This is a genomic window from Streptomyces sp. NPDC059398 (assembly GCF_042751845.1).
Lineage (GTDB): Bacteria > Actinomycetota > Actinomycetes > Streptomycetales > Streptomycetaceae > Streptomyces.
The window spans coordinates 20,538-44,078 of record NZ_JBHYWP010000045.1; the positions used below are offsets into that span (position 1 = coordinate 20,538).

At 71.2% G+C, this 23,541-nt stretch carries 21 protein-coding genes; 8 read left to right on the top strand and 13 right to left on the bottom strand.

Annotated features, from left to right (window positions below):
- Nucleotides 1-18: 18 nt before the first annotated feature.
- Entirely contained in the window at nt 19-4,644 is a 4,626-nt protein-coding gene (locus ACFXBC_RS18005) for an ATP-dependent helicase (RefSeq protein ID WP_385024652.1), read from the bottom strand.
- Nucleotides 4,645-4,702: 58 nt separating this feature from the next.
- Between ACFXBC_RS18005 and ACFXBC_RS18010 the strand changes: the two genes are divergently transcribed.
- Genes ACFXBC_RS18010 through ACFXBC_RS18020 form a run of 3 tightly spaced genes read left to right on the top strand, consistent with a single transcriptional unit; the run spans nt 4,703 to nt 6,790 of the window.
- A complete protein-coding gene (locus ACFXBC_RS18010) occupies nt 4,703-5,578 on the top strand; it encodes an AraC family transcriptional regulator (protein ID WP_385024654.1) in 876 nt (291 codons plus the stop codon).
- 28 nt (nt 5,579-5,606) lie between these two features.
- Entirely contained in the window at nt 5,607-6,485 is an 879-nt protein-coding gene (locus ACFXBC_RS18015; RefSeq protein WP_385024711.1) for an AzlC family ABC transporter permease, read from the top strand.
- Complete coding sequence (locus tag ACFXBC_RS18020; RefSeq protein WP_385024656.1) at nt 6,482-6,790, top strand: AzlD domain-containing protein; 309 nt, start codon at nt 6,482-6,484, stop codon at nt 6,788-6,790. The genes ACFXBC_RS18015 and ACFXBC_RS18020 overlap by 4 nt, the downstream gene beginning before the upstream one ends.
- Nucleotides 6,791-6,895: 105 nt before the next feature.
- On the opposite strand, the gene ACFXBC_RS18025 is transcribed toward ACFXBC_RS18020, so the two are convergent.
- Entirely contained in the window at nt 6,896-7,810 is a 915-nt protein-coding gene (locus ACFXBC_RS18025) for a hypothetical protein (protein ID WP_385024658.1), read from the bottom strand.
- Nucleotides 7,811-7,889: 79 nt separating this feature from the next.
- Between ACFXBC_RS18025 and ACFXBC_RS18030 the strand changes: the two genes are divergently transcribed.
- Nucleotides 7,890-8,084: a DUF3046 domain-containing protein gene (locus tag ACFXBC_RS18030; protein ID WP_385024660.1), complete on the top strand. Its 195-nt coding sequence runs from the start codon at nt 7,890-7,892 to the stop codon at nt 8,082-8,084.
- 241 nt (nt 8,085-8,325) lie between these two features.
- Nucleotides 8,326-9,501, top strand: a complete 1,176-nt coding sequence (locus ACFXBC_RS18035) for an AI-2E family transporter (RefSeq protein ID WP_385024713.1) — start codon at nt 8,326-8,328, stop codon at nt 9,499-9,501.
- A gap of 68 nt (nt 9,502-9,569) precedes the next feature.
- Here ACFXBC_RS18035 and ACFXBC_RS18040 read toward each other — a convergent pair whose 3' ends face one another.
- The 3 genes from ACFXBC_RS18040 to ACFXBC_RS18050 form a co-directional block, all read right to left on the bottom strand.
- Nucleotides 9,570-11,045: an MFS transporter gene (locus ACFXBC_RS18040; RefSeq protein WP_385024662.1), complete on the bottom strand. Its 1,476-nt coding sequence runs from the start codon at nt 11,043-11,045 to the stop codon at nt 9,570-9,572.
- Nucleotides 11,042-12,049, bottom strand: a complete 1,008-nt coding sequence (locus ACFXBC_RS18045) for a hypothetical protein (RefSeq protein ID WP_385024664.1) — start codon at nt 12,047-12,049, stop codon at nt 11,042-11,044. The genes ACFXBC_RS18040 and ACFXBC_RS18045 overlap by 4 nt, the downstream gene beginning before the upstream one ends.
- 184 nt (nt 12,050-12,233) lie before the next feature.
- Nucleotides 12,234-12,875: a GNAT family N-acetyltransferase gene (locus ACFXBC_RS18050; protein WP_385024666.1), complete on the bottom strand. Its 642-nt coding sequence runs from the start codon at nt 12,873-12,875 to the stop codon at nt 12,234-12,236.
- Nucleotides 12,876-13,735: 860 nt separating this feature from the next.
- Between ACFXBC_RS18050 and recA the strand changes: the two genes are divergently transcribed.
- Entirely contained in the window at nt 13,736-14,866 is a 1,131-nt protein-coding gene (gene recA / locus ACFXBC_RS18055; RefSeq protein WP_385024668.1) for a recombinase RecA, read from the top strand.
- Nucleotides 14,867-14,869: 3 nt separating this feature from the next.
- A complete protein-coding gene (gene recX, locus ACFXBC_RS18060) occupies nt 14,870-15,541 on the top strand; it encodes a recombination regulator RecX (protein ID WP_385024670.1) in 672 nt (223 codons plus the stop codon).
- A gap of 303 nt (nt 15,542-15,844) precedes the next feature.
- On the opposite strand, the gene ACFXBC_RS18065 is transcribed toward recX, so the two are convergent.
- The 8 genes from ACFXBC_RS18065 to ACFXBC_RS18100 form a co-directional block, all read right to left on the bottom strand.
- The gene (locus tag ACFXBC_RS18065; RefSeq protein WP_385024715.1) at nt 15,845-16,261 is read right to left on the bottom strand and encodes a rhodanese-like domain-containing protein; all 417 of its coding nucleotides are present in this window, start codon (nt 16,259-16,261) and stop codon (nt 15,845-15,847) included.
- 68 nt (nt 16,262-16,329) lie between these two features.
- Entirely contained in the window at nt 16,330-16,869 is a 540-nt protein-coding gene (locus tag ACFXBC_RS18070; RefSeq protein WP_385024672.1) for a cysteine dioxygenase, read from the bottom strand.
- Between the two features lie 93 nt (nt 16,870-16,962).
- Nucleotides 16,963-17,076, bottom strand: a complete 114-nt coding sequence (locus ACFXBC_RS18075) for a putative leader peptide (protein WP_385024674.1) — start codon at nt 17,074-17,076, stop codon at nt 16,963-16,965.
- A gap of 5 nt (nt 17,077-17,081) precedes the next feature.
- Complete coding sequence (locus ACFXBC_RS18080; protein WP_385024676.1) at nt 17,082-18,809, bottom strand: FAD-dependent monooxygenase; 1,728 nt, start codon at nt 18,807-18,809, stop codon at nt 17,082-17,084.
- Between the two features lie 165 nt (nt 18,810-18,974).
- Nucleotides 18,975-19,913 carry an amino acid ABC transporter permease gene (locus tag ACFXBC_RS18085; RefSeq protein WP_385024678.1) on the bottom strand — a complete coding sequence of 313 codons (939 nt, stop codon included), beginning with the start codon at nt 19,911-19,913 and terminating at the stop codon, nt 18,975-18,977.
- Nucleotides 19,910-20,557: an amino acid ABC transporter permease gene (locus tag ACFXBC_RS18090; RefSeq protein WP_385024680.1), complete on the bottom strand. Its 648-nt coding sequence runs from the start codon at nt 20,555-20,557 to the stop codon at nt 19,910-19,912. Before ACFXBC_RS18090 ends, ACFXBC_RS18085 begins: the two co-directional genes overlap by 4 nt.
- A 138-nt stretch (nt 20,558-20,695) precedes the next feature.
- A complete protein-coding gene (locus ACFXBC_RS18095) occupies nt 20,696-21,616 on the bottom strand; it encodes a transporter substrate-binding domain-containing protein (RefSeq protein WP_385024682.1) in 921 nt (306 codons plus the stop codon).
- A gap of 43 nt (nt 21,617-21,659) precedes the next feature.
- The gene (locus ACFXBC_RS18100) at nt 21,660-22,454 is read right to left on the bottom strand and encodes an amino acid ABC transporter ATP-binding protein (protein ID WP_385024684.1); all 795 of its coding nucleotides are present in this window, start codon (nt 22,452-22,454) and stop codon (nt 21,660-21,662) included.
- Nucleotides 22,455-22,848: 394 nt separating this feature from the next.
- Between ACFXBC_RS18100 and ACFXBC_RS18105 the strand changes: the two genes are divergently transcribed.
- Entirely contained in the window at nt 22,849-23,538 is a 690-nt protein-coding gene (locus ACFXBC_RS18105) for a response regulator transcription factor (RefSeq protein ID WP_385024686.1), read from the top strand.
- Nucleotides 23,539-23,541: the final 3 nt, after the last annotated feature.

Below are 23,541 nucleotides of genomic sequence, written 5' to 3' on the forward strand. Positions count from 1 at the left end.
CCCGCAGACCCGCGCTGTTCAGGCCCGCAGCCGCAGCCCCCTGGGGGTGGCGACGAATCCGGCCGCCTCCAGGGTGCGGCCCAGGTCGGAGGTGAGGGCGGACGCACCATTGGTGCGCTCCACGGTCACGGTGCCGAGAGCCCCCGAAGCCGCCGCTGCGGCGAGGGCCTGCCCCGCGGCGAGCAGCCCGGGGTGGTCGGGCTCGGTGGGCCAGGACAGCAGGCTCTTGCCGCCGCGCTCCATATAGAGGACGAGCTCTCCGTCGACCAGGACGACGAGGGAGCCCGCCTTGCGGCCTGGCTTGTGGCCCACCCCGCCCGGGGACTCCGGCCAGGGCAGCGCCGCTCCATAGGCGTTGGCCGGATCCGCCGCGGCCAGCACCACCGCCCGGCCCGGCGCGCCCGCTTCCGCGCGGTCCCGTGCGGTGGACGCGGCACGCAGCCGGTCCACCGCGCCGTCCATCGCGAACTGCGCCGCGCCCAGGCCCTCCACGACATAGCCCCGTCTGGCCTGCCCGGTGTCCTCGAACGCGGAGAGGATGCGGTAGACCGCGGAGAAGCCGCCCTCGACACCCTCGGCCGAGACCGCGCCGCGGGTGACGACACCATGCCGGTCCAGGAGCGTACGGGCCAGGGCGTGCGCCCGGCGGGTCGCGTCGGGCTCGGCGGCCGGCAGCACGGACCAGCGGCCGGCCACGGTCGGTGGCCCGGTCCGTGAGCCGGGGCGTGCCGCCCCGGTGAGGGAGCCGTACCGCCCGCGCGGGACCGTACGGCGGGCCCGGTGGGCGGTGGAGCCCGCCGTACGGCCGGAGCCCAGCAGGGAGCGGAGCGGGGCCAGTGTGTCGTTGGTCAGCCGGCCCGACCAGGCCAGGTCCCAGATGGCGTCGGCCAGTTGGGGATCGGTGCAGTCCGGGTGGGTGGTGGCGCGGACATGATCCTTGAGCTGGCGGAAGAACAGGCCGTAGCCGGGGGCGAGGGCCTGGAGCACGGACTCGTGCAGCGCGCTCAGCTCCAGAGGGTGCGGGGGTGGGACGAGCAGTGGCGCGCTGTCCGCGAGGAAGAGGGAGATCCAGCCGTCCTTGCCCGGGAGCGCGCCCGCTCCCGCCCAGACGACCTCACCCGTCGTGGTGAGTTCGTCGAGGAGCGCCGGGGTGTAGCCGGCCACCCGGGACGGCAGGATCAGTCTCTCCAGTGCGGAGGCGGGGACAGGCGCTCCCTGGAGCTGCTCGACGGCGCGTGCCAGTCCGTCGATGCCCCGCAGGCTGCCGTCGCCGAGGTGCTGCCACTGGGGCAGGAACGAGGCCAGCGCCTCGGGCGGCACCGGTTCCAGCTCCTCGCGCAGAGCTGCCAGAGAACGGCGGCGGAGCCTGCGCAGCACCGTGGCGTCGCACCACTCCTGGCCGATGCCCGAGGGGTGGAACTCGCCCTGGACCACCCGGCCCGCCGCGGCGAGCCGCTGCAGCGCGCCGTCCGTGACCGCGCTGCCCAGACCGAAGCGCGCCGCTGCCGCGGACGAGGTGAACGGGCCGTGCGTCCGGGCGAAGCGGGAGAGCAGATCGCCCAGCGGGTCCTTGACCGGCTCCGTGAAGGCCTCGGGCACCCCCACCGGGAGCGCGGTGCCGAGCGCGTCCCGGAGCCTGCCCGCGTCCTCGATCGCCGCCCAGTGGTCGGTCCCCGCGATACGGACCCGGATGGCGCGCCGGGCGGCTGCCAGGTCGGGTGCCCACTGCGGCTCCGCCCCGCGGCCGGCCAGCTCGGCGTCGGTCAGCGGGCCCAGCAGCCGCAGCCGGTCCGCGACCCCCTCGGCGTCCTTGATCCGCCGGTCCTCCGTCAGCCACTGGAGCTCTCTCTCCAACTCGTCCAGCACATCGGCGTCCAGCAGCTCGCGCAGCTCGGCCCGGCCGAGCAGCTCGGCGAGGAGCCGGGAGTCCAGCGAGAGGGCCGCCGCCCTCCGCTCGGCGAGCGGTGAGTCGCCCTCGTAGAGGAACTGGGCGACATAGCCGAAGAGGAGCGAGCGGGCGAAGGGTGAAGGCTCGGCCGTGGTGACTTCGACGAGCCGGACACGGCGCGACTCGATGTCGCCCATCAGCTCGGTGAGACCGGGTACGTCGAACACGTCCTGCAGGCACTCGCGAACGGCTTCGAGAACGATCGGGAACGAGCCGAACTCGCTCGCGACCTGAAGCAGCTGGGAGGCTCGCTGGCGCTGCTGCCACAGCGGCGTCCGCTTTCCGGGGCTGCGGCGCGGCAGGAGGAGCGCTCGGGCCGCGCACTCGCGGAAACGGGAGGCGAACAGGGCCGAGCTGCCGACCTGGTCGGTGACGATCTGGTTGATCTCGCCCTTGTCGAAGGCCACATCGGCCGCCCCGAGCGGGGCCTGTTCCGTGTCGTACTCGATGCCCGGCGCGGCCGGATCGGCGTCCAGCAGGTCGAGGCCCATCAGATCCGCGTCGGGGAGCCGCAGCACGATCCCGTCGTCGGCGTGCATGACCTGGGCGTCCATCCCGTACCGCTCGGAGAGCTTGGCGCCCAGCGCGAGCGCCCAGGGCGCGTGCACCTGGGCGCCGAACGGGGAGTGGACCACCACCCGCCAGTCGCCCAGCTCGTCGCGGAACCGCTCGACGACGATGGTCCGGTCGTCCGGCACATGGCCGCAGGCGCGGCGCTGCTCGTCCAGATAGCCGAGGACATTGTCGGCCGCCCAGGCGTCCAGCCCGGCGGCGAGCAGCCGCAGCCGCGCGTCGTCCGGTGCGAGCCCGCCCACCTCACGGAGGAACGCGCCCACGGCACGGCCCAGTTCGAGCGGGCGGCCCAGCTGGTCGCCCTTCCAGAACGGCAGCCGGCCCGGCACCCCCGGCGCCGGGGTGACCAGCACCCGGTCACGGGTGATGTCCTCGATGCGCCAGGAGGTGGTGCCGAGGGTGAAGACGTCACCCACCCGGGACTCGTAGACCATCTCCTCGTCCAGCTCGCCGACCCGGCCCCCGCCCTTCTTGGGGTCGGCCCCGGCGAGGAAGACCCCGAAGAGTCCGCGGTCGGGGATGGTGCCGCCGGATGTGACGGCGAGACGCTGCGCCCCGGGGCGGCCGGTGACTGTACCGGCGATGCGGTCCCACACCACACGCGGGCGCAGCTCCGCGAAGGCGTCCGACGGATAGCGTCCGGCGAGCATGTCCAGGACCGCTGTGAAAGCGGATTCGGGGAGTGCGGCGAACGGTGCGGCGCGGCGGACCACCGCCAGCAGGTCGTCTGCCTGCCAGCTGTCGAGCGCCACCATGGCGACCAGCTGCTGGGCGAGCACGTCCAGCGGGTTCGCCGGGACGCGCAGCGCCTCGATCGAGCCGGTCCGCATCCGCTCGGTCACCACGGCGGCCTGCACCAGGTCCCCCCGGTACTTGGGGAAGACGACACCGGTGGAGACGGCGCCGACTTGATGTCCGGCGCGGCCCACCCGCTGGAGGCCGGAGGCCACCGACGGCGGTGACTCGACCTGGATGACCAGATCGACAGCCCCCATGTCGATCCCCAGCTCAAGGCTGGACGTGGCCACGACCGCGGGCAGCCGGCCCGCCTTGAGGTCCTCCTCGACCTGGGCGCGCTGCTCCTTGGAGACCGAGCCGTGGTGCGCACGGGCCAGCAGCGGGGGCGCACCCTTGGCGGCGCCCGACTCGGCCATCACTTCGGCGGGGGAGTGGGCCTCGGGCATGACCTCCCCGGTGGCCCGCTCGTACGCGATCTCGTTCAGCCTGTTGCACAGGCGCTCCGCCAGGCGGCGGGAGTTGGCGAAGACGATCGTCGAGCGGTGCGCCTGCACCAGATCCGCGATGCGCTCCTCGACATGCGGCCAGATGGAGGGCTTCTCCGCCTTGTCCGGATCGGTGTCGGAGGCCGGAGAACCACTCAGCTCGCCCAGGTCCTCGACGGGGACGACCACCGAGAGGTCGAACTCCTTGCCCGACGCGGGCTGCACGATCACGGCCTTGCGCTGCGGCGAGAGATAGCGGGCGATCTCGTCGACCGGCCTGACCGTCGCCGACAGCCCGATACGGCGGGCCGGGCGTGGCAGCAGCTCGTCCAGCCGCTCCAGGGAGACGGCGAGGTGGGCACCGCGCTTCGTGCCCGCGACGGCGTGGACCTCGTCCAGGATCACCGTCTCGACGCCCGTCAGCGCTTCCCGCGCGGACGAGGTGAGCATCAGAAAGAGCGATTCGGGGGTGGTGATCAGGATGTCCGGCGGGCGGAGCGCCATCGACCGCCGCTCGGTGGCGGGGGTGTCGCCCGAGCGGATACCGACCCGGACATCGGGCTCCTGGAGCCCGAGCCGCACCGACTCCTGACGGATACCGGTCAGCGGGCTGCGGAGGTTGCGCTCGACATCGACCGCGAGCGCCTTGAGCGGGGAGACATACAGCACCCGGCAGCGCTTCCTGGCTTCGGCGGGCGGGGGCGCCGAAGCCAGCTGGTCGAGGGCGGCGAGGAACGCGGCGAGCGTCTTGCCGGAACCGGTCGGCGCCACGACCAGCACATCGGACCCGGCACCGATCGCCCGCCACGCACCGTCCTGGGCCGGGGTGGGCGCGGTGAAGGCGCCCGTGAACCAGCCGCGGGTCGCGGGGGAGAAGGAGTCGAGCGCTGACGTCACCATGTCCCCATCGTGCACCGCACCACTGACAACCGCCCGGACCTGGGGAAACAATGGAGGCATGGAGGTATCGGGAACAGCAGGACCGGGCGACCGGGAGCAGGCACGGCACTGGCAGCTCGACGCGCTGCCGGGCGTCGATCTGCTGCACGCCCGCTACATCCGCAAATCGTTCCCGAGGCACACGCACGAGTCGTTCGTCATGGCCGCGATCACCTATGGCGTCGAGGCCTTCCACTACCGCGACGAGCTGGTCAGGGCGGGGCCGGGGCAGCTCGCCCTGGTGAACCCCGACACCGCGCACACCGGATTCGCCGGCGTACCCGAGGGCTGGGTCTACCGGACGCTCTACCCGGCCGCAGGACTGATCGCCGAAGTCGCCTCCGACATCAGCACCCTCAGCGGCCCGGTCGGCTTCACCTCACCGGTCGTCGACGACGCGGAGGCCGCGCGCCTCGTCGTCGGGGTGCACCGCGCGGCCGAGCAGGGCAACGCGCTGGCCGCCGACAGTCTGCTACGGCTCGCCGTCGCCCGGCTGCTGCGCGCCCACGGGGGCCGGCTCCCCGAACGGGTGCCGCGCACGGCGGGCGCCGGGAACGCGGCCCGCGCGCGTGCGGTGCTGGAGGAGCGGATGGTGCGGCCGCCGTCTCTCGAACAGCTCGCCACCGGCCTCGGTACGAGCCCCTTCGCCCTGCTGCGTGCCTTCCGGACGGCGTACGGCATGCCGCCGCACAGCTGGCTCACCGATGCCCGGGTGCGGCGGGCCAGGCACCTCCTGGAGGCGGGCGCCACCCCCGCGGCGACCGCGGCCGCCGTCGGGTTCGCCGACCAGCCCCATCTGAACCGGCATTTCACCCGGATCGTGGGGGTGCCGCCGGGTGCCTACCAGCGGGAACGCGCAAGAACGTACAAGACCGGGCCGGGCCGTTCCTCGTAGCGTCTGCCCGGTGGCAACGGATCGGACAATATTCACGGACCCCGGCACCGGACCGGGCCGGCCAGGCGCGAGACCGGAACAGACCGGCACCGGACCGGAACAGCCCCGTACGGGACCGGAAGACCCCGGCACAGGACCGGACCGGCCAGGCACAGGGCCGGAGCAGCGGGCGGACGCGGCCGTCGTCCGGGACGCGCTGGGTGTCGGCGTCGCGGTCGGCCTCTCCGGGTTCGCATTCGGCGTGACCTCGGCGGGCTCCGGTCTCAGCCTGCTGCAGACCTGCCTGCTCAGCCTGCTGGTCTTCACCGGCGCCTCGCAGTTCGCGCTGGTCGGTGCGCTCGCGGCAGGCGGCAGCCCGTTCGCCGCCGCAGCGGGCGCCTTCTTCCTCGGAGTCCGCAACACCTTCTACGGGCTGCGGCTGTCCCAGCTGCTGGCCCTGCCGCGCGCCGTACGGCCTCTCGCCGCGCACTGGGTGATCGACGAGACGACCGCCGTCACCCTCGCCCAGGCGACCCGGCGTGCTGCCCGGATCGGCTTCACCGCCACGGGCCTGACGCTGTACGTGCTGTGGAACCTCACGACGCTGCTCGGGGCGCTGGGTGCGCGGGCGCTCGGCGACACCGGGGCCTGGGGCCTCGACGCCGCCGGCCCCGCGGTCTTCCTGGCGCTCCTCGCCCCCATGCTGCGGACGGCGACAGAACGGGCGGTCGCCGGGCTCGCCGTCGTACTGGGGCTCGGACTGCTGCCGCTGCTGCCCGGCGGGGCGCCGGTGCTGGTCGCCGCACTCGCGGCTCCGGCCGTCCTGCTCTTCAAGGGGCGCGAAGTAAGCCGTGCGCCGGGGGCGGACAAGCGCTCCTGCCCGGAGCGGGGCGCCGGGCAGGAGAAGAAGGAGGGACCGGAGCGATGAACGGCGTCTGGATCGCGATCGGGGTGACGGCCATCGGCTGCTACCTGGCCAAACTGCTGGGTCTGCTGATCCCCGCGGGCATGCTTGAGCGGCCGGTCGTCAAGCGGCTGTCCGCGCTGCTCCCGGTCGCGCTGCTGGCGGCCCTCACCGCCCAGCAGACCTTCGGAAGCGGCCACCACCTCACGGTGGACGCACGGGTCGCCGGGGTCGCAGCGGCGGCGCTCGCGCTGGCCCTGCGCGCTCCCTTCCTGGTCATCGTCGGGGCAGCGGTGGTGGTCACCGCGGGGGTGCGCGCACTGGGCTGAACCCCACGCGTGGGTACACCCCCGCGCTCCGTTAGACCCCGCGCTCCGTTGGACCCCGCGCGCCCCGCAGCGCCGCGCACGCTGGGCTACGCGGCCACGGCACCGTCAGGCGATGCCGCGGCCGTGTGCGCGCAGCGTCAGCAGCGCCTGGACCGTCACCATGGGCCTTGCCTCCATCAGGGGGGCCGGCGCCCAGGAACGCCAGTTGACCGGCCAGCCGCCGTCCTGGCCCTGCTCGTCCGCCAGGAAGTCCAGTGACCGGTCCATCTCCTCGTCGGTGAACCAGCCGCGCGCCAGGGAACCGGGCACGCGCGCGTAGTCGTACGGAAAGTGCAGTTCCCCCGGCGCGTACCCCGGCGCGACCGGATACGACGCGCGGTCCGCCGGGTCCAGCACGGCCAGCCGCTGTTCCCGCACCCGCCGGCCCAGCCGGTCGGCAGCCGCCTCCGCCCGGGACCGGTCGGGGACCCCGTCCAGGAAGGCGACCGCCGCCTGGATCTCGTACGGGTGGGAGTGTTCCAGCGCGTCGACGGCCCTCCAGCAGAACTCGGTGGCCCGGAAGAGCCAGGCGTGCCAGACCTCATTGCGGTGCAGCACACCCACCACGGGCCCGGTGGCCAGCAGTTCGCTCGGCGGGTCGTCGACCACCGGGACGAACGGCGCGCAGGGGTAGCCGCGCTGCGAGGGGTGGACTGCGGGCAGTGCGCCGTCCCTGGTGGAGACCCCGGTCAGATAGCGGCACACCCGCTCCACCCGCATCCCGCCGCAGCGCCCCACGGAGTCGAGTACATGCAGCGCGTGCGCCGTGTGCAGGGGCTGGCTCACCGGTCCGCGCAGATCGGGTTCGAGCCCGTGCCCGTACCCGCCGTCCGGATTGAGGTGGGCGGCGAGTGCCGCTTCCACCGCGTCGGCGCGTCCGTCGAGGAAGTGGTACGCGAACCTCCGCTGTTCCAGCACCCGGGCCGTCAGCCAGATGAAGTGCTCGGCGCGTGCGAGAGGAGATGCTCCGGTTCCAGCCATGCTCCGAAGGTAGAGCGGAAAGAGCCGGGGGCAAGGGAGACGGGCTGGGCTGCACTCCCAGGGGCTGGATACTGAAGTCATGCGGTTGACGATTTTCTGGGAACGGATGGCGGAGCACTTCGGCGAGGCGTACGCCGACTCGTTCGCGCGTGACCATGTGATGGCGGAGCTGGGCGGTCGTACGGTGCACGAGGCACTGGCCGCCGGCTGGGAGACGAAGGACGTCTGGCGGGGCGTCTGCGCCGCGGCCGGCATCCCCGAGGAACGGCGCTGAGCGCCGCCCGGGCCCGGGCCGTGCGGCCGGTTGTCACAGGGGTGCGCAAGACTGGGCCCGTGCCATCGCATGCCTGTGCCACCGATCGACGACCGAAGAGACTGCCGAGGACCAGATGACCCCGGACGACACCGCCGCGGACCGGACGACCGGTGACCGGACCACCGCGGACCGGGCCGCGCCGGGCAGTGCCACGCCCCCGCCCGCCACCGGGCGCGGTGTGCCTGCGGGCCGCGCATCCATGCCCCGCTGGCTGCCGAAGGCGATGGTGCTCGCCCTCGCCCTCGTCGCCTGCTTCGAGCTGGGCAGCTGGGCGTTCTACCAGCTCATCGGGTTGCTGACGAACATCCTCATCGCGTTCTTCCTGGCGCTGGCCGTGGAGCCCGCGGTGGGGCGGATGGCGGCGCGCGGCATGCGCCGCGGCCTCGCCACCTTCCTGGTCTTCTTCGCGGTGGCGCTCGCGGCGGCCGGATTCGTCTTCCTGCTCGGCTCGATGCTCGCCGGACAGATCGTGGACATGGTCGAGGAGTTCCCCAAGTACCTGGACGTGGTGATCAACTGGACCAACCACACCTTCCACAGCGAGCTGTCCCGGGTGCAGGTCCAGGACAGCGTGCTGCACTCGGACTGGCTGCAGAAGTACGTCCAGAACAGTGCGAGCGGTGTCCTCGACGTGTCGACCACCGTGCTGGGCGGCCTCTTCCGGCTGCTGACGATCTTCCTGTTCGCCTTCTACTTCGCGGCCGACGGCCCACGCCTGCGACGCGCCCTGTGCTCCGTACTGCCGCCGTCGAAGCAGACCGAGGTGCTGCGGGCCTGGGAGATCGCGGTCGACAAGACCGGCGGCTATCTCTACTCGCGCGGTGTGATGGCACTGATCTCCGGCGTGGCGCACTACATCGTGCTCGTCGTGCTGAACGTGCCGTACGCCCCCGCGCTCGCGGTCTGGGTCGGTCTGGTCTCCCAGTTCATCCCGACCATCGGCACCTATCTGGCGGGCGCGCTGCCCATGCTGCTCGCCTTCACGGTGAACCCCTGGTACGCGGTGTGGGTGCTGGTCTTCGTGGTGATCTACCAGCAGTTCGAGAACTACGGGCTGCAGCCGAAGCTCACGGCGAAGGCCGTCGACATCCATCCCGCGGTGGCCTTCGGCTCGGTCATCGCGGGTACCGCGCTGCTGGGTGCGGTGGGCGCGCTGATCGCCATTCCGGCGGTGGCCACCCTCCAGGCGTTCCTGGGCGTTTATGTGAAGCGCTACGACGTCACGGACGATCCGCGCGTCCACGGGAGGCGCGGGATACGTGACGTACGCGGGCTCCGGGACGCGGCCTCGGTGCCCGCGCGGATCAGGGGCTCCCTGTTCCAGGGCCGGGTCCCGAGGCCGGGGAACGGCGGCGACGACACATCAGCCCCTTGAGACGGCCCCCCTTGCGACGGCCTCCTCGGACCGCCCCCTGAGGAGACCGCGAGACCGCGGCGCCGCCCTCATGATTCCGCGGTCATATGGCGCGGAGGACGCCGGTGCCGGCCCTCCGGCTCCGGCGCGAGGGCAATCCGTACGCGGGGAACGCGCCGAGCGACCAGCGACACCGACATGGCGCGGAACACCGTCATCACCAGCACGATCGCCATGACGGCCAGGGTCACCGCCGCCCCGCCCCACGCGATCGCCGGGCGGGGGCCCCACATCTGCGCCGCCCAGCTCGCGAGCAGGGTGCCGAGGAACCAGCCCCCGCGGTAGACCAGCTGGAAGATCGCCATCACCCGGCCCCGGAACTCCGGCAGCGTCTGGAGCTGCGCCAGGCTGAGCAGGCCTGCCCGCAGGATGAGCGAGACCATTCCGACCGGCAGCAGCACCAGGCCGAGGGTCAGCAGGGACGGCATGGCCGCGGTGACGAGTTCCAGGATCCCGAGCAGGATGCTGCCCACCAGCACCGTGCCCAGCACGATCTTGGTGCTCCAGGTCAGCCAGGCCCCGATGAGGGAGCCGACGGAGATGACGGCGAGCAGGATGCCGTATGCCCCGGCCTGCTCCGTGAGTTCGCTGGACGTCAGCAGGAGCAGCAGCGAGGGCAGACTCGTGCCGAAGAGGCCGACCGTGCCGATGACGAGCAGCAGGAGCGTGAGGCCGGGGCTGTGCCGTACGTACCCCCAGGCGCCGCGCACCCGGGGGCGCCCTCCCGTCCGCCGGGGGCGGGCATGGAGTTGCGCCGGGCGGACGAGGAGGAGCGCGGTGAGCATCGTCAGATAGGAGAGCCCGTTCAGCAGGGCCACCCCGCCCAGCCCCACCGCACCCATGAGAGGCCCCGCCAGGGAGGAGCCCACGACCAACGACAGGTTGAGAATGACGTTGTTGAGCGTGACCGCCCGCCTGAGCAGGGCATCGCCCGCGACTTCCGCTACGAAGACCTGCTCCGTCGGCAGACCGATCGCGTTGATGCCGCCGACACAGAGCGCGCTGACCACGAGATGCCACACCGCGAGCGAGCCGCTGCGCGCCAACAGGCCCAGCAGCAGAGCCAGTACGGCGAGCAGGGAGTGGGTGCACAGCAGCACCCGGCGCGGTGGGAAGCGGTCGGCGGCCAGCCCGCCCACCTGGCTGAACAGCAGCATCGTGAAGATCGGTGCGGCGGTGACGATTCCCAGCACGACCGCGTTGTGGCTGAGCTGGTAGGTGAACCAGCCCAGGGCCACGAGCTGTGTGTTGGTGCCGACCTGAGAGACGACCAGCCCGGTGTAGTAGAGCCGTGCGTTGCGGGACGCGAGAAGTCCCGGCGCGCGTACGCCCGATGTCGCGCCGGCCGCCCCGCCGGCCGCACTGTCCTGTGCGGTGTCGGCCGGCCCGTCCCGGGGTGCGCCGGTCACCCCGCCCGGTGTCGTGTCGGGCGCCCCGTGCGGCGCCGCGTCGCCGGTGCTGTGCGCCGTCCCACCCGTTGCTCCGCCCGTTGCCCCGTCCGTCATCCGGCGAGCTGCGCGTACAGATCGGAGACGCTCTCCATGAACGCGTCGGCCGACAGCCGTTCCTCCGCCAGGGCCCGGACGGCCCGGCGGTCGGAGTGCAGTGCCTCGCGGATGTCCGTCATGACCAGGGCCGGATCGCGGTCGCTGTCGGCGCCGGTGAGGTTGTACCGCAGCAGGGAGCCGATGTTGTCCGCCGTGACGGGCCCGGCGTAGTGGTGGCCCGCGCAGAGAGTCGGGATCCCCGTCGCCATGGCCTCCATCGCACCGCGCCCGAGCGAGATGACCACGTCCATCTCCGCGAGGAGGTTGGGTATCGACTGGCACGGCACATGGTTGATGAGAACGATGTCGCTGCCGAAGCGGTCGCTGGTGTCCCAGAACCCCGGGCCGTCGCCCGCCACGTACACGAGGAGTTCCTCGCGGTCGATGTTCTCGATGATCCGGCCGAGGAGCGCCTCGCGCCCGGAGTCCATCCGGCAGTAGACCAGGACCCGTGGCCGCCGCCCGCCGCTCCTGGTGAGGACCGCGGGGAAGCGTTCCAGGTCGACGCCCTGGTGGACGAGGACCGCACGGTCCGGAGGGAGGTACTTCTGCTGCAGCGACAGCGCGTTCTCGGTCATGCACAGGAAGCGCGCGCAGCGCGAGACGAGGTAGTCGGACGAGCGCCGGCCCGCGTGGTGGACGATCCTGAACGCCGGTATGTGCGCGTCGAAGTGCATCAGCATCTCATCGGGCACCTCGTCGACCAGGATCAGATCGGTCTTGCCCGAAGGGTCGATCTCCTCCGTCACGGTGACGGCGTCCATACCGTTGAACGTCGAGGTCAGGGCGAAGCTGGCAGGCGTGTCGACGATGAGCCGCACGCTGTGGCCCGCCCGGCTCATGGTCCTGATCAGGTCGAGGACGAAGCTTTGCTGGCCGTAGGTGTGGAAGCGCCCGCGCTGGCTGTACTTTCCGTCGTAGATCGCGTTGCTGCCGGTGGCGAGCAGATAGGTGATGTGCACGCTTCCTCATCGGGTCGCTGAGTGGGGGTGTTGACAGGGGCCCTGCGCCGGACACGCCCCAGGGGCGGCGGCTCCGCACGGAACCGCCGCCTGTTCAAGGTTCAAGGGAGAGTGGCGAAGGGGCTTCTGCCGGTGGATCGGGCGCCCGGCCGCGCGGTCGGCGGCGCGTGGACGCAGTGCGCGGTCAGGCGCCCTTCGGGTACTGCTCGAAGCCGAAGCGCCGGTCGAACTCGGCCTGGCGGTCCTTGTCGAAGAAGCGCACCATCTTGACCATCGGTCCCCAGCGCTCGTCCAGGCTCATGCCCTCGATGCTGAATCCGTGCTTGAGCTGGAAGATCATCGCGGTGCGGTTGCCCGGGTGGTGCTCGGAGGTCACCCGCTCGTAGCCGAGCGCCCGCAGATACTCCAGCAGCTTGACGTAGCAGAGAGCGGCGACGCGCTGCGCGCGGTATTCCGGCAGCATTCCGCTCGTGCCCAGATAGAACGTGTCGGGGTCCGCCATGCGGCCCTTCAGCCACCCCATCACCTTGCCGTCGCCGTCCTCCATGAGGATCCGCTCCTGGTGGAGCGCCCGGTATTCCGCGGCCAGCTCCTCGGACTTGGGGCGGTACGGGTAGGCGTCCCGGTCCGGGAAGACATCCGCGTAGATCGCTCCGACCGCTTCCCGGAATGTCGCCTCGTCGACGCAGCGGCCGACTCCGCTGCTCGCGCCGGGGAGCCGTACGGGAAAGAAGCGGCTGCGTACGGCGTCGATGGTTTCGGCAGTTCCGGTGGTTCCGGAGGTGCTGGTGGTCTCGGTGGAGGCCAGGGTGTCGGCAGAAGGCATGAGGTTCACCTGAGTCTGATCTGTGGCATGGACGGGCGGTGCTGCGGTCGCGACGGGCAGCGCAGGACCGCGTGGCGCGGGCCCGTACGGTCGGAAGGGCGGCGCTGAGGCGCCTCCGGCACCTGGGGAGGGCGCCGGGTCGGTGGCGTGGGAGTGCCGGAGCGGAAGTGTGTGGGGGGAGTGGGGGCGGGGGAGACCCGGCTGCCCGAGCGCTGGAGGACCGGCACGCAAGCTGGGGATGCCGGAAGACGGACACGCCGGTCGGGAAACCGGGGTTACCGGGTTCTCTCCCAGAAGGACGGCGGCCCGGTGGCAATGGTTCCATGATCGGCAGGGTTCAACCGGCCGATCGGTCAACCGGTCGTTCCGTCAACTGGTCGGCGTGCGGCGGCCCATGGGCCGGTGCTCGCCACCGGTCGCGTTCCATTCCGGCGCTTCCTCCCCGCCCCGTCTCCTCCCGTTGCAGAGCAAGCAGGGCAGAGCGGTCAGGGATCTTCGCGGCGCATACCTTCGGCGTGCAACAAGTCCACGTCGGTTTTTTCGCATCACAAGATCCGATGCCGACCGGGACGGAAAAGTTCACCGCTCGGGGCCTGCGGTCTCGTTCCGTCCGGTCCGCCGGCCTCGACCGGCCCGGCCGCCGACCGGTCCGGCACCCGCGTGGCGCGCTTGACAGCAAAATCGAACAGCCGTTCTTATGGGGGTCTGGCCCGGTACTCGGACGAGTTCTCGACTGCGTTGCCCACTGCGTTGTCCACCGAGTTGTCCACAGGCGGGACGGGCTTCGGAGCCCATTGTCAGTGGCAGGGGTTAGCGTCATTGACGTGAAGCGATCGACTCAAGCAAATCGGGTGGAACCCATGGCAGCAGGCAACGACCGCGAGAAGGCGCTGGACGCCGCTCTCGCCCAGATTGAACGGCAATTCGGCAAGGGCGCGGTGATGCGTCTGGGCGAGCGGCCCAACGAGCCCATCGAGGTCATCCCCACCGGGTCGACCGCTCTCGATGTCGCGCTCGGCGTCGGCGGTCTGCCGCGCGGCCGGGTGGTCGAGGTGTACGGTCCTGAGTCCTCCGGCAAGACGACGCTGACGCTGCACGCGGTGGCGAATGCCCAGCGGCTCGGCGGCCAGGTGGCCTTCATCGACGCGGAGCACGCTCTCGACCCCGAGTACGCGAGGAAGCTCGGCGTCGACATCGACAACCTCATCCTGTCCCAGCCGGACAACGGCGAGCAGGCCCTGGAAATCGTCGACATGCTGATCCGTTCCGGCGCACTCGACCTGGTCGTCGTCGACTCCGTCGCGGCTCTGGTGCCGCGTGCGGAGATCGAGGGCGAGATGGGCGATTCGCACGTGGGTCTGCAGGCCCGGCTGATGAGCCAGGCGCTCCGCAAGATCACCGGTGCGATGAACCAGTCGAAGACCACCGCGATCTTCATCAACCAGCTCCGCGAGAAGATCGGCGTCATGTTCGGCTCTCCCGAGACCACCACCGGTGGCCGGGCGCTGAAGTTCTACGCCTCGGTACGCCTCGACATCCGCCGGATCGAGACGCTGAAGGACGGCACGGAAGCGGTCGGCAACCGCACCCGGGTCAAGGTCGTCAAGAACAAGGTCTCGCCGCCCTTCAAGCAGGCCGAGTTCGACATCCTCTACGGCCAGGGCATCAGCCGCGAGGGCGGCCTGATCGACATGGGCGTGGAGAACGGCTTCGTGCGCAAGGCGGGCGCCTGGTACACGTACGAGGGTGACCAGCTCGGGCAGGGCAAGGAGAACGCCCGGAACTTCCTGAAGGACAACCCCGATCTCGCCAACGAGATCGAGAAGAAGATCCTGGAGAAGCTGGGTATCGGCGTCAGGCGGGAGGCCGAGCTCGGAGACGAGGCGGGCGCTGCAGGCACCCCCGCGGCCGATGAGGCGGCGAAGACGGTTCCCGCTCCGGCGGCCGGCGGCAAGGCCAAGACGGCCAAGACCGCCGTGGCCAAGAGCTGATCCGTGGTCCGGAGAACCGAGTGGCCGGATGCCACGGACTCCGGTGGCGAGGGTGAGAGCGAGGACGGACAGGGGGCTGGAGCAGCGGGACCGCGACGGCAGCGGTCCCGGCAAGAGTGGTCGCAGCAGAAGCGGTCCCAGGACCAGGGCCCGCAGAAGCCCCAGGATCCGGCGGAGCAGGCACGGGCCATCTGCCTGCGCCTGCTCACCGGGACCGCACGCACCCGTAAGCAACTGGCCGAAGCCCTGGAGAAGCGGGACATCCCCGACGAGGTGTCCGAGGAGGTGCTGTCCCGCTTCGAAGAGGTGGGGCTCATCAACGACGCGGCTTTCGCGGATGCCTGGGTGGAGTCCCGCCACCATGGGCGGGGGCTCGCCAAGCGGGCGCTCGCCCGGGAGCTCCGTACGAAGGGGGTGGGCTCCGAGCTCATCGAAGAGGCTGTCGGGCAGCTGGACTCCGAGCGGGAGGAGGAGACCGCCCGGGAGCTGGTCACCCGCAGGCTTCGCACGACACGGGGGCTGGACCGCGACAAACGGCTGCGGCGCCTCGCGGGCATGCTCGCCCGCAAGGGATACCCGGAGGGCATGGCCCTGCGGGTGGTGCGGCGGGCGTTGGAGGAGGAGGGCGAGGACCTGGCCGACCTGGAGCGCGGGGGGCTCCAGGACGACGGGTAGTGGGGTGGGGGCGGCTCACTGGGCTACGGGGCGCTGGGCTACGGGGGTGTCCAGGCATGCCGGGTGTCCGGACACCTCCCGAGGTGCAAGGACACCCGCCCCGGCCGGCCGCCCGGACTTTCAGCCTTCAGCGGCTGTCCGGGCACTCCCGCCGTTCCTGGCCCTGCAAGGTCGGGGACCGGCTTGTTCAGGGCCTGGCACGGCCAGGGCCCGGCCTGTTCGGGGGAGTCCACCGGTTCGGGGCTCAGCAGTTCACGATGGATCAGTCCGGAGTTCAGGGCTCACCGATCCGGGGCTCCCAGTTCATGGCCCGTCGACCGGGAGGCCCGCCGCGCGCCAGGCCTGGAAGCCGCCTATGAGGTCGGTCGCCCGGTAGAGGCCCAGCTGTTGCAGGGAGGCTGCGGCGAGGGACGACGCGTACCCCTCGTTGCAGATCACCACGGTCCGCAGACCGTGGCCGGTGGCCTCCGGTGCGCGGTGGCTGCCCTGCGGGTCGAGCCGCCACTCCAGCTCGTTGCGCTCGACCACCAGAGCCCCGGGGATCAGTCCGTCGCGCTCTCGCAGCTCCGCGTACCGGATGTCCACCAGCAGCGCCCCTCGCGCGGCGGCGTCGAAAGCCTCCCGGGGCCCGATCCGGTCGAGCTGCGACCGGACCCGCTCCAGCAGCTCGTCCACCGAGACCGGGCCCGGTGCGGGAAGCGGGTCCGGTGCAGGAAGCAGGCCGGGTACGGGGAGCGGCTCCCCCGCCGGTACCGGCCCGGGCGGGGGCGACGGCTCGGAGGGCTCGCTCACTCCCACTCCCCGGGGTGCTCGACCTGCTCCAGGCGGAGGAGCGGGCCGCTGCGGCTGTAGCGGCGCATCAGCGGCAGCGGCGGATAGTAGGCGTGCACGGAGACCGCGTGCTCGGCGGCGGACTCGTTGAGCACCTGGTGGACATGGTGGGCGCCGAAGGCCCGTCCGTCACCGGATGACAGCTGCCGGGTGCGGTCCACCCCGTCGGCCAGTTCGAGGGTCTTCCACCCTTCGGTGGGCAGCCGAGCGGCAAGGGAGTCCTCCGTGAGCACGCCGGCCGCCGTGGCGAACGCGCCCCGGGAGCCCCCGTGGTCGTGCCAGCCGGTGCCGGTGCCCGGCGGCCAGCCGATCAGCCATGCCTCGCTCCCGCCGGGACCGTCCAGCCGGATCCAGGTACGGCCCCCGGGATCGAGGGGGAGCGAGCGGATGAGTTCGGAGTCGGCCGCGGTGCGGGTGACGAAGTCGAGGAGGCGGCTCGCGGTGGGCGCGGTGGAGCGTGCGGGCGCGGGGGCAGGCAGGGGTGCGGAGAGAGACATGGTGACCGTCCGGAGTGGTTCGCGGAGACGTGCGGCGCGGCAGCCCGGAAAAGAACAGCACGGTGCGGCGCAGGCACGCGGGGGAGAGGCGAATCAGCGGGATGGGCGACACGTGCAGCCCGCATAGCGGACGAGGTCCATATGGACCCTCCGCCACAGGCGCACATCGGTGTCGGTCACGCTCCGCAGTACACCATGTGCGCCCACGACGGTCAATTGACGTCCGCGGTGCTCTCCTCCCGGACCGTCGTCGGCGCCCCGCCCCGGACCGCGTCGGCCGCTTCGTACAGTTCGGCGGGGCGCACTCCGCTGAACGCGGTGACCAGATGTCCGTCCGGGCGCACCAGCAGCACGGTGTGCGCCGAAGCGCCCGGATAGGCCTCGGCGACCAGGAGTTCGCCCCTGACCGGCAGTGCGCTCACCGCGGCGGCCAGCCTCGGCATCACTCCCGCCTTCATCCAGTGCCGCCGGTCCCACACCCCGGTGCCCGGTGCGACCAGCACCACAAGGAGCTGCCCGCGCCCGAGCCGTTCGCGCAGTCGTACGGCCGTACCGTCCGGCGCCGTGACCCGTACGTCGGCGACCGGGGCGCCCGCGGCCGTACCCACCGCGGTCTGCGAGGGCGTGCGCGGCGGTGCCAGCGGTGAGTGGGCGTACCCGGGGGGCGCGCCGAGTGCGCCGCTGCCCAGATGGCCGTCCGCGAGCAGCGCGTCGTGCCCGCGCGCCCGGCCGGGGAGGTAGGCCCGCAGTCCACCGCGGCCGCGCAGTATCGGAAGGGACTGGTCAGCGGCGCGCAGCCGGGCCGCGACCGCCGTACGGCGCTCCGCCTGGTAGCTGTCGAGCAGCAGCTCGGACGCCCCGTGGTGCCAGGTCTGGGCCAGTTTCCAGGCGAGGTTGCCGGCGTCCAGCAGCCCCTCGTCCAGTTCCTGGGTGCCGAGCGCGCCCAGCAGATGCGCGGCGTCCCCGGCGAGGAAGGCCCGGCCCACCCGCCAGCGCCTGGCCAGCCGGTGGTGCAGGGTGTAGACGCCGGTGTCGATCAGTTCGTACGGGGGTGTCTCACCGCCGCACCAGCCGGCCAGCGCCGCCCGGACCCGCGCCACCAGCGCCTCGGGGGTGACCAGTTCGGCGCGCGGCGGAAGCAGCCAGTCGATCCGCCAGACGTCGTCCGGCAGCGGACGGGCCGTCACCTCTTCGCCGCCGGTGCGCCAGGGCGGCAGCCGGTGCAGCAACGCCTCGCCCGGCCAGGGCAGTTCGGTGCGGAGCGCGGCCACCGCGTGGCGCTCCACCGCCGTACGGCCGGGGAAGCGGATACCGAGCAGTTTGCGGACGGTGGACCGGGCCCCGTCGCAGCCGACCAGATGGCTGCCGCGCCACCAGGTCCCCTGGGGTCCCGCCGTGTGCACGGTCACGCCGGTGTGGTCCTGTTCCACGGTGTCCACCCGGCTGCCGGTGACCAGTTTCACCTGCTCGCGCTTGGCGATCGCCGCCCGCAGCCCGCGGGTCAGCGCGTGCTGGGGCAGATGGAGCGGCGAGGGTCCGCCAGGTCCGGACCCGCCGGTCGCACCCAGCCCGCCGGTCGTATCGGCCCCGTCCGGTCCACCGGAGCCACTGACCCCACTGACGGTGAGTGACTGCCCGCTGGTCCCCAGCGGTCTGGCGGAGCCCCGGCCGGGCTCGTCGAAGACGACCCGCTGCATCTGCTGGCTCCGCCTGAGGGACCGCCAGGCCACCCAGCGCGCGGTCTCACCCGGCGCCGTCGCACAGCCGAGCCCGCCCAGGAAGTCAGCGGATTCCGGGCGCAGTACGACCGTGCGGGCGGGCCGCGGTCCGTCCTCGCCTGTCCCTTCCTCGAGCACGACGGACGGGACGTCCTGGGCGGCGAGCGCCAGAGCCAGCGCGAGCCCGACCGGGCCCGCGCCGACGATGATCACCGGGTCCACGGTGCGGCTCCTCGAACCCGTGCGGAGAAGTGGCTGATGGCAGGTAGAGCCCGGTGCGCGATCACAGAACGTATGCAACCCACTGCGGGTGCTTGCGTCAAGTGACGGCGGTATGCGGCGGGGTGGGCTCACCCCTGGCCCGGACTCACCTCACCCGCGCGGCGCTCACTTCCCGGATACGGTGCCGTCCGTGGTCGGTACGGCCGTTCCCGGAGCCTGGTCGGCGCCGGGCGCGACCGCCCCGACCGGGTCCAGCGCTCCCGGGGCCCCGGTGGGCCCGGCCGTGGCCACGGCGATCCCGGTCTTCGCCCGCCGCCCGCGCTTCTCGATCCAGGTGGCGAGCGCCGAGAGGAGCAGGCACATCGCCAGATAGATCGAGCCGATGACGACGATCGTCGAGACGTACGGGTACTGGCCGTTGACCGGGGTGTTGCTGGCGATCAGCCGTGCGGTCGCCAGCAGCTCCGGATAGAGAATGATGTAGCCGAGCGAGGTGTCCTTCAGCGTGACGACCAGCTGGCTGATGATCGTCGGCAGCATGGCACGGACGGCCTGCGGCATCAGCACGGTCGCCACGACCTGCGACTTGCGCATGCCCAGGGCGTACGCGGCCTCCCGCTGTCCCTTCGGGACGGAGTTGATACCGGCCCTGAGCACCTCGGCCTGCACACAGCCGTTGTAGATCGCCAGGCCCAGTGCCAGCGCCCACATCGAGTAGTCGGTGAGGAACCCGACCCAGATCGCGTAGATGGTGATCAGCAGCGGGATGGAACGGAACAGTTCGATGAAGGCGGTCGCCAGCCACCGCACCGGGCGGTGGTCGGAGAGCCGGCCCACGACCAGCACCACACCCAGGACCAGCGAACCCGCCGCGCCGATGGCGAACGCCTTCAGCGTGGCGACGACGGCGTCGGCGATGTTCGTGCGGATACCGCTGTAGTTGAAGATGTCCCACATGCCACCGTCGAGGTCCCCCTTGCTGGAGAGACGGACGACGGCGACGACGATCAGCGCGACGATGGCCGCACTGCCGAGGACCGAGTAGATCCGGTTGCGTACGACGGCCTTGGGGCCGGGTGCGTCGTAGAGCACGCTGGCACTCATCGGGCGACCTCCATACGGCTCTCGACGAGGCGGAAGATGCCGCTGATCGCGAAGGTGATGACCAGGTAGCCGATGGCGACCCAGATGAAGATGGGAACGATGCCGTAGCCGAGGTCGCTCATCGCCTTCTGCCAGCCGAAGAGTTCGGTGACGCTGAAGGCGCCCGCGATGGCCGAGTTCTTGGTCAGCGCGATGATGAGGCTGCTCAGCGGGGCGATGACGGTCCGGGTGGCCTGCGGCAGGACGATCATCCGCAGGGTCTGGGAGAAGCTCAGACCGAGCGAGCGGGCCGCCTCGGCCTGGCCCAGCGGAACCGTGCCGATACCGGATCTGATCGCTTCACAGACGAACGACGAGGTGTAGAAGCCGAGCGCCAGCGACGCCAGCAGGAAGGGGCTCATCCCCGGGAAGAAGATCTCGGGGACCACGAAGGTGGCGACGAGGAAGAGCAGGGTCAGCGGGGTGTTCCGCAGAATGGTGACCCAGGCCGTCCCGAAGAACCGCAGCGGCGGCACGGGCGAGACCCGGAAGCCGGCGATGACGATGCCGAGGACACAGGCGATCACCGCGCTGATGACGGTGATCTCCAGGGTTCCTATGAAACCGTCGCGGAACGCCGAAAAGTGGTCGAAAAGTACGTTCATGAGGTCTCCGCGTCGGCGGGCAGCAGCTGGAAGACAGGGGGCGCGGCGCCCCGTACCCGGGTACGGGGCGCTTCAGCGCTTACGGACAGGCGGCGACGGGCCGGCCGTTGGGGCAGCCGGTCCGCTGTGCCGGGTGGATCAGTAGCGCTCGACGGCCGGCGGTGCGACGTACGAGGAGCCGGAGAGGCCGAGGGTGGCGTCGTAGATCTTCTTGTACGTGCCGTCCTTGACGTGCTTCTCCAGGGCCGAGTCCATGAAGTCGCGCAGTGCCTTGTCGCTCTTGCCCATGCCGACGCCATAGGGCTCCTCGGTGAACGGCTTGCCGACCACCTTGAGCTTCTTCGGGTTCTGGGCCGCGTACCCCTTGAGGATCGCGTCGTCGGTGGTGACCGCGTCGACCTGCTTGGTCAGCAGCTCCTGGACGCAGTCGGAGTACTTGGCGAGCTCGGTGGTCTTCGCGCCGTACTTCGGCTTCTCGATCTCCGCGAGCGGGGTGGAGCCCTTGATCGAGCAGACCTTCTTGCCCTTCAGGGTCTCCGGACCCGTGATGGCCTTCTCGTCCTTGCGGACGAGGAGCGCGGCACCCGCCTTGTAGTAGGGCCCGGCGAATCCGACGAGCTTCTTGCGCTCGTCGTTGATCGTGTACGTACCGACGAAGTAGTCGACCTGGCCCTTGGAGATGGCGGTCTCACGGATACCGGAGTCCACCGTCTTCCACTCGATCTGGTCCTTCGAGAAGCCCAGGTCGGCAGCGATCATCCGGGCGATCTCGACATCGAAGCCGGAGCGCTCCTTGGTCGACTGGTCCTCGAAGCCGAGGTAGGGCTGGTCGGCCTTCGCGCCGATCACCAGCTTCCCGCGCTTCTTGGCCCGCTTGAAGGCGGGGGAGTCGAGGGAGACGTTCTTGGCGACGGTGTACGCGGGGAGCTTGGGAGCGTCGGCGCCACCGGGCTTCGCCGCACCGTTGTCGCCGGCCGAGCCGGACTTGCCACCGCAGGCGGTGCCGGTGAGAGCGAGCACGGCGATCGTCGCGAAGGCGGCGGACTTACGGAACTTCATGCTGAACATCCTCTATTTCGGCGCACGTCGGACGTCTGTCTCATCAGTGGTGAAGGATCTTCGACAGGAAGTCCTTGGCGCGGTCACTGCGGGGGTTGCTGAAGAACTGCTCCGGGGCGGCCTCTTCGACGATCTTCCCGTCGGCCATGAAGACGACCCGGTTGGCCGCGGAACGCGCGAAACCCATCTCGTGGGTGACGACGATCATCGTCATGCCGTCACGGGCCAGCTGCTGCATGACCTCAAGGACTTCGTTGATCATCTCGGGGTCGAGCGCGGAGGTCGGCTCGTCGAAGAGCATGACCTTGGGGTCCATCGCCAGCGCCCGCGCGATCGCGACGCGCTGCTGCTGACCGCCGGAGAGCTGCGCGGGGAACTTGTCGGCCTGGGCACCGACACCCACCCGGTCGAGCAGCGCACGCGCCTTGTCCTCGGCGGTCTTCTTCTCGGTCTTGCGCACCTTGAGCTGGCCGAGCATCACGTTCTGCAGAACGGTCTTGTGCGCGAAGAGGTTGAACGACTGGAAGACCATGCCGACATCGGCGCGCAGCCTGGCCAGCTCCCGGCCCTCGGCGGGCAGGGGCTTTCCGTCGATCGTTATCGCGCCGGTGTCGACCGTCTCCAGGCGGTTGATGGTGCGGCACAGCGTGGACTTGCCGGACCCCGAGGGCCCGATGACGACCACGACCTCGCCGCGGGCGATGGTCAGGTCGATGTCCTGGAGCACATGCAGCGCGCCGAAGTGCTTATTGACGCTGCTCAGTACGACCAGGTCGTCCGAGACCGGCAATGAGTCCTCGGCGGATTCGGCGGACTTGGTCACTGGCACTCCGCTCATCGGCTGTTCGCTCCGTCCTCCTCAACCGCAAGTGCGGTCGTGGTTGAGGAGGACAGTAATGAGACGCCCCTACCAGCGTCATCACATCTGAGCGGAAATTGAGCATCACGATCCGGTTGCAGGCGGGCACGGCCCGGACACTCCTGGTGAAGCAGACCGCGGGCGGAGTACCGGGTGCGTAACGGATCACCCGCGGGATCCGGAACCCCTTGACTGGTGCGGCAGCCATCAGCGTGGATGCCTCAGTACGGCTGGAATCCGACCCGGCGGGGAACCGGCGAGGACGGCCGGGCGTATCGAGGACGAGACCCCCGGCCGAGGAGGCCCGGGGCCGGCGGGCCCCGCGGCCGGCGAGACGTACGGATGACAGAAGCGCGCACCACAGAAGGGGCCCATGAGACTGCTGCTCGTCGAGGACGACAACCACGTGGCCGCCGCCCTGTCCGCCGTACTGGCCAGGCACGGATTCCGGGTCGTGCACGCCCGCAACGGCGAGGAGGCACTCCGTTGCCTGCTGCCCGACGAGCAGGAGCCCTTCGGGGTCATACTGCTCGACCTCGGCCTGCCCGACCTGGACGGCTACGAGGTCTGCGGCAAGATCCGCAAACGCACCGCAACGCCGGTGATCATGGTGACGGCACGGGCCGATGTGCGGTCCCGTATCCACGGACTGAACCTCGGCGCCGACGACTACGTCGTCAAGCCCTATGACACGGGTGAGCTGCTCGCCCGGATCCACGCCGTCAGCCGCCGCAAGAGCGCGGGCGAGGACACCGGACCGGTCCCCGCGGCGGCGCTGCGTATGGGCCCCGTCGAGATCCAGCTTCCCACCCGGCGCGTCAGCGTGGAAGGCAGCGAAATCCAGCTGACCCGCAAGGAGTTCGACCTGCTGGCGCTGCTCGCCCAGCGCCCCGGGGTCGTCTTCCGCCGGGAGCAGATCATCAGCGAGGTCTGGCAGACCAGCTGGGAGGGGACCGGCCGCACCCTTGAGGTGCATGTCGCCTCGCTCCGCTCCAAGCTGCATCTGCCCGCCCTGATCGAGACCGTGCGCGGCGTCGGCTACCGCCTCGTCGTCCCGGCCTGAGGC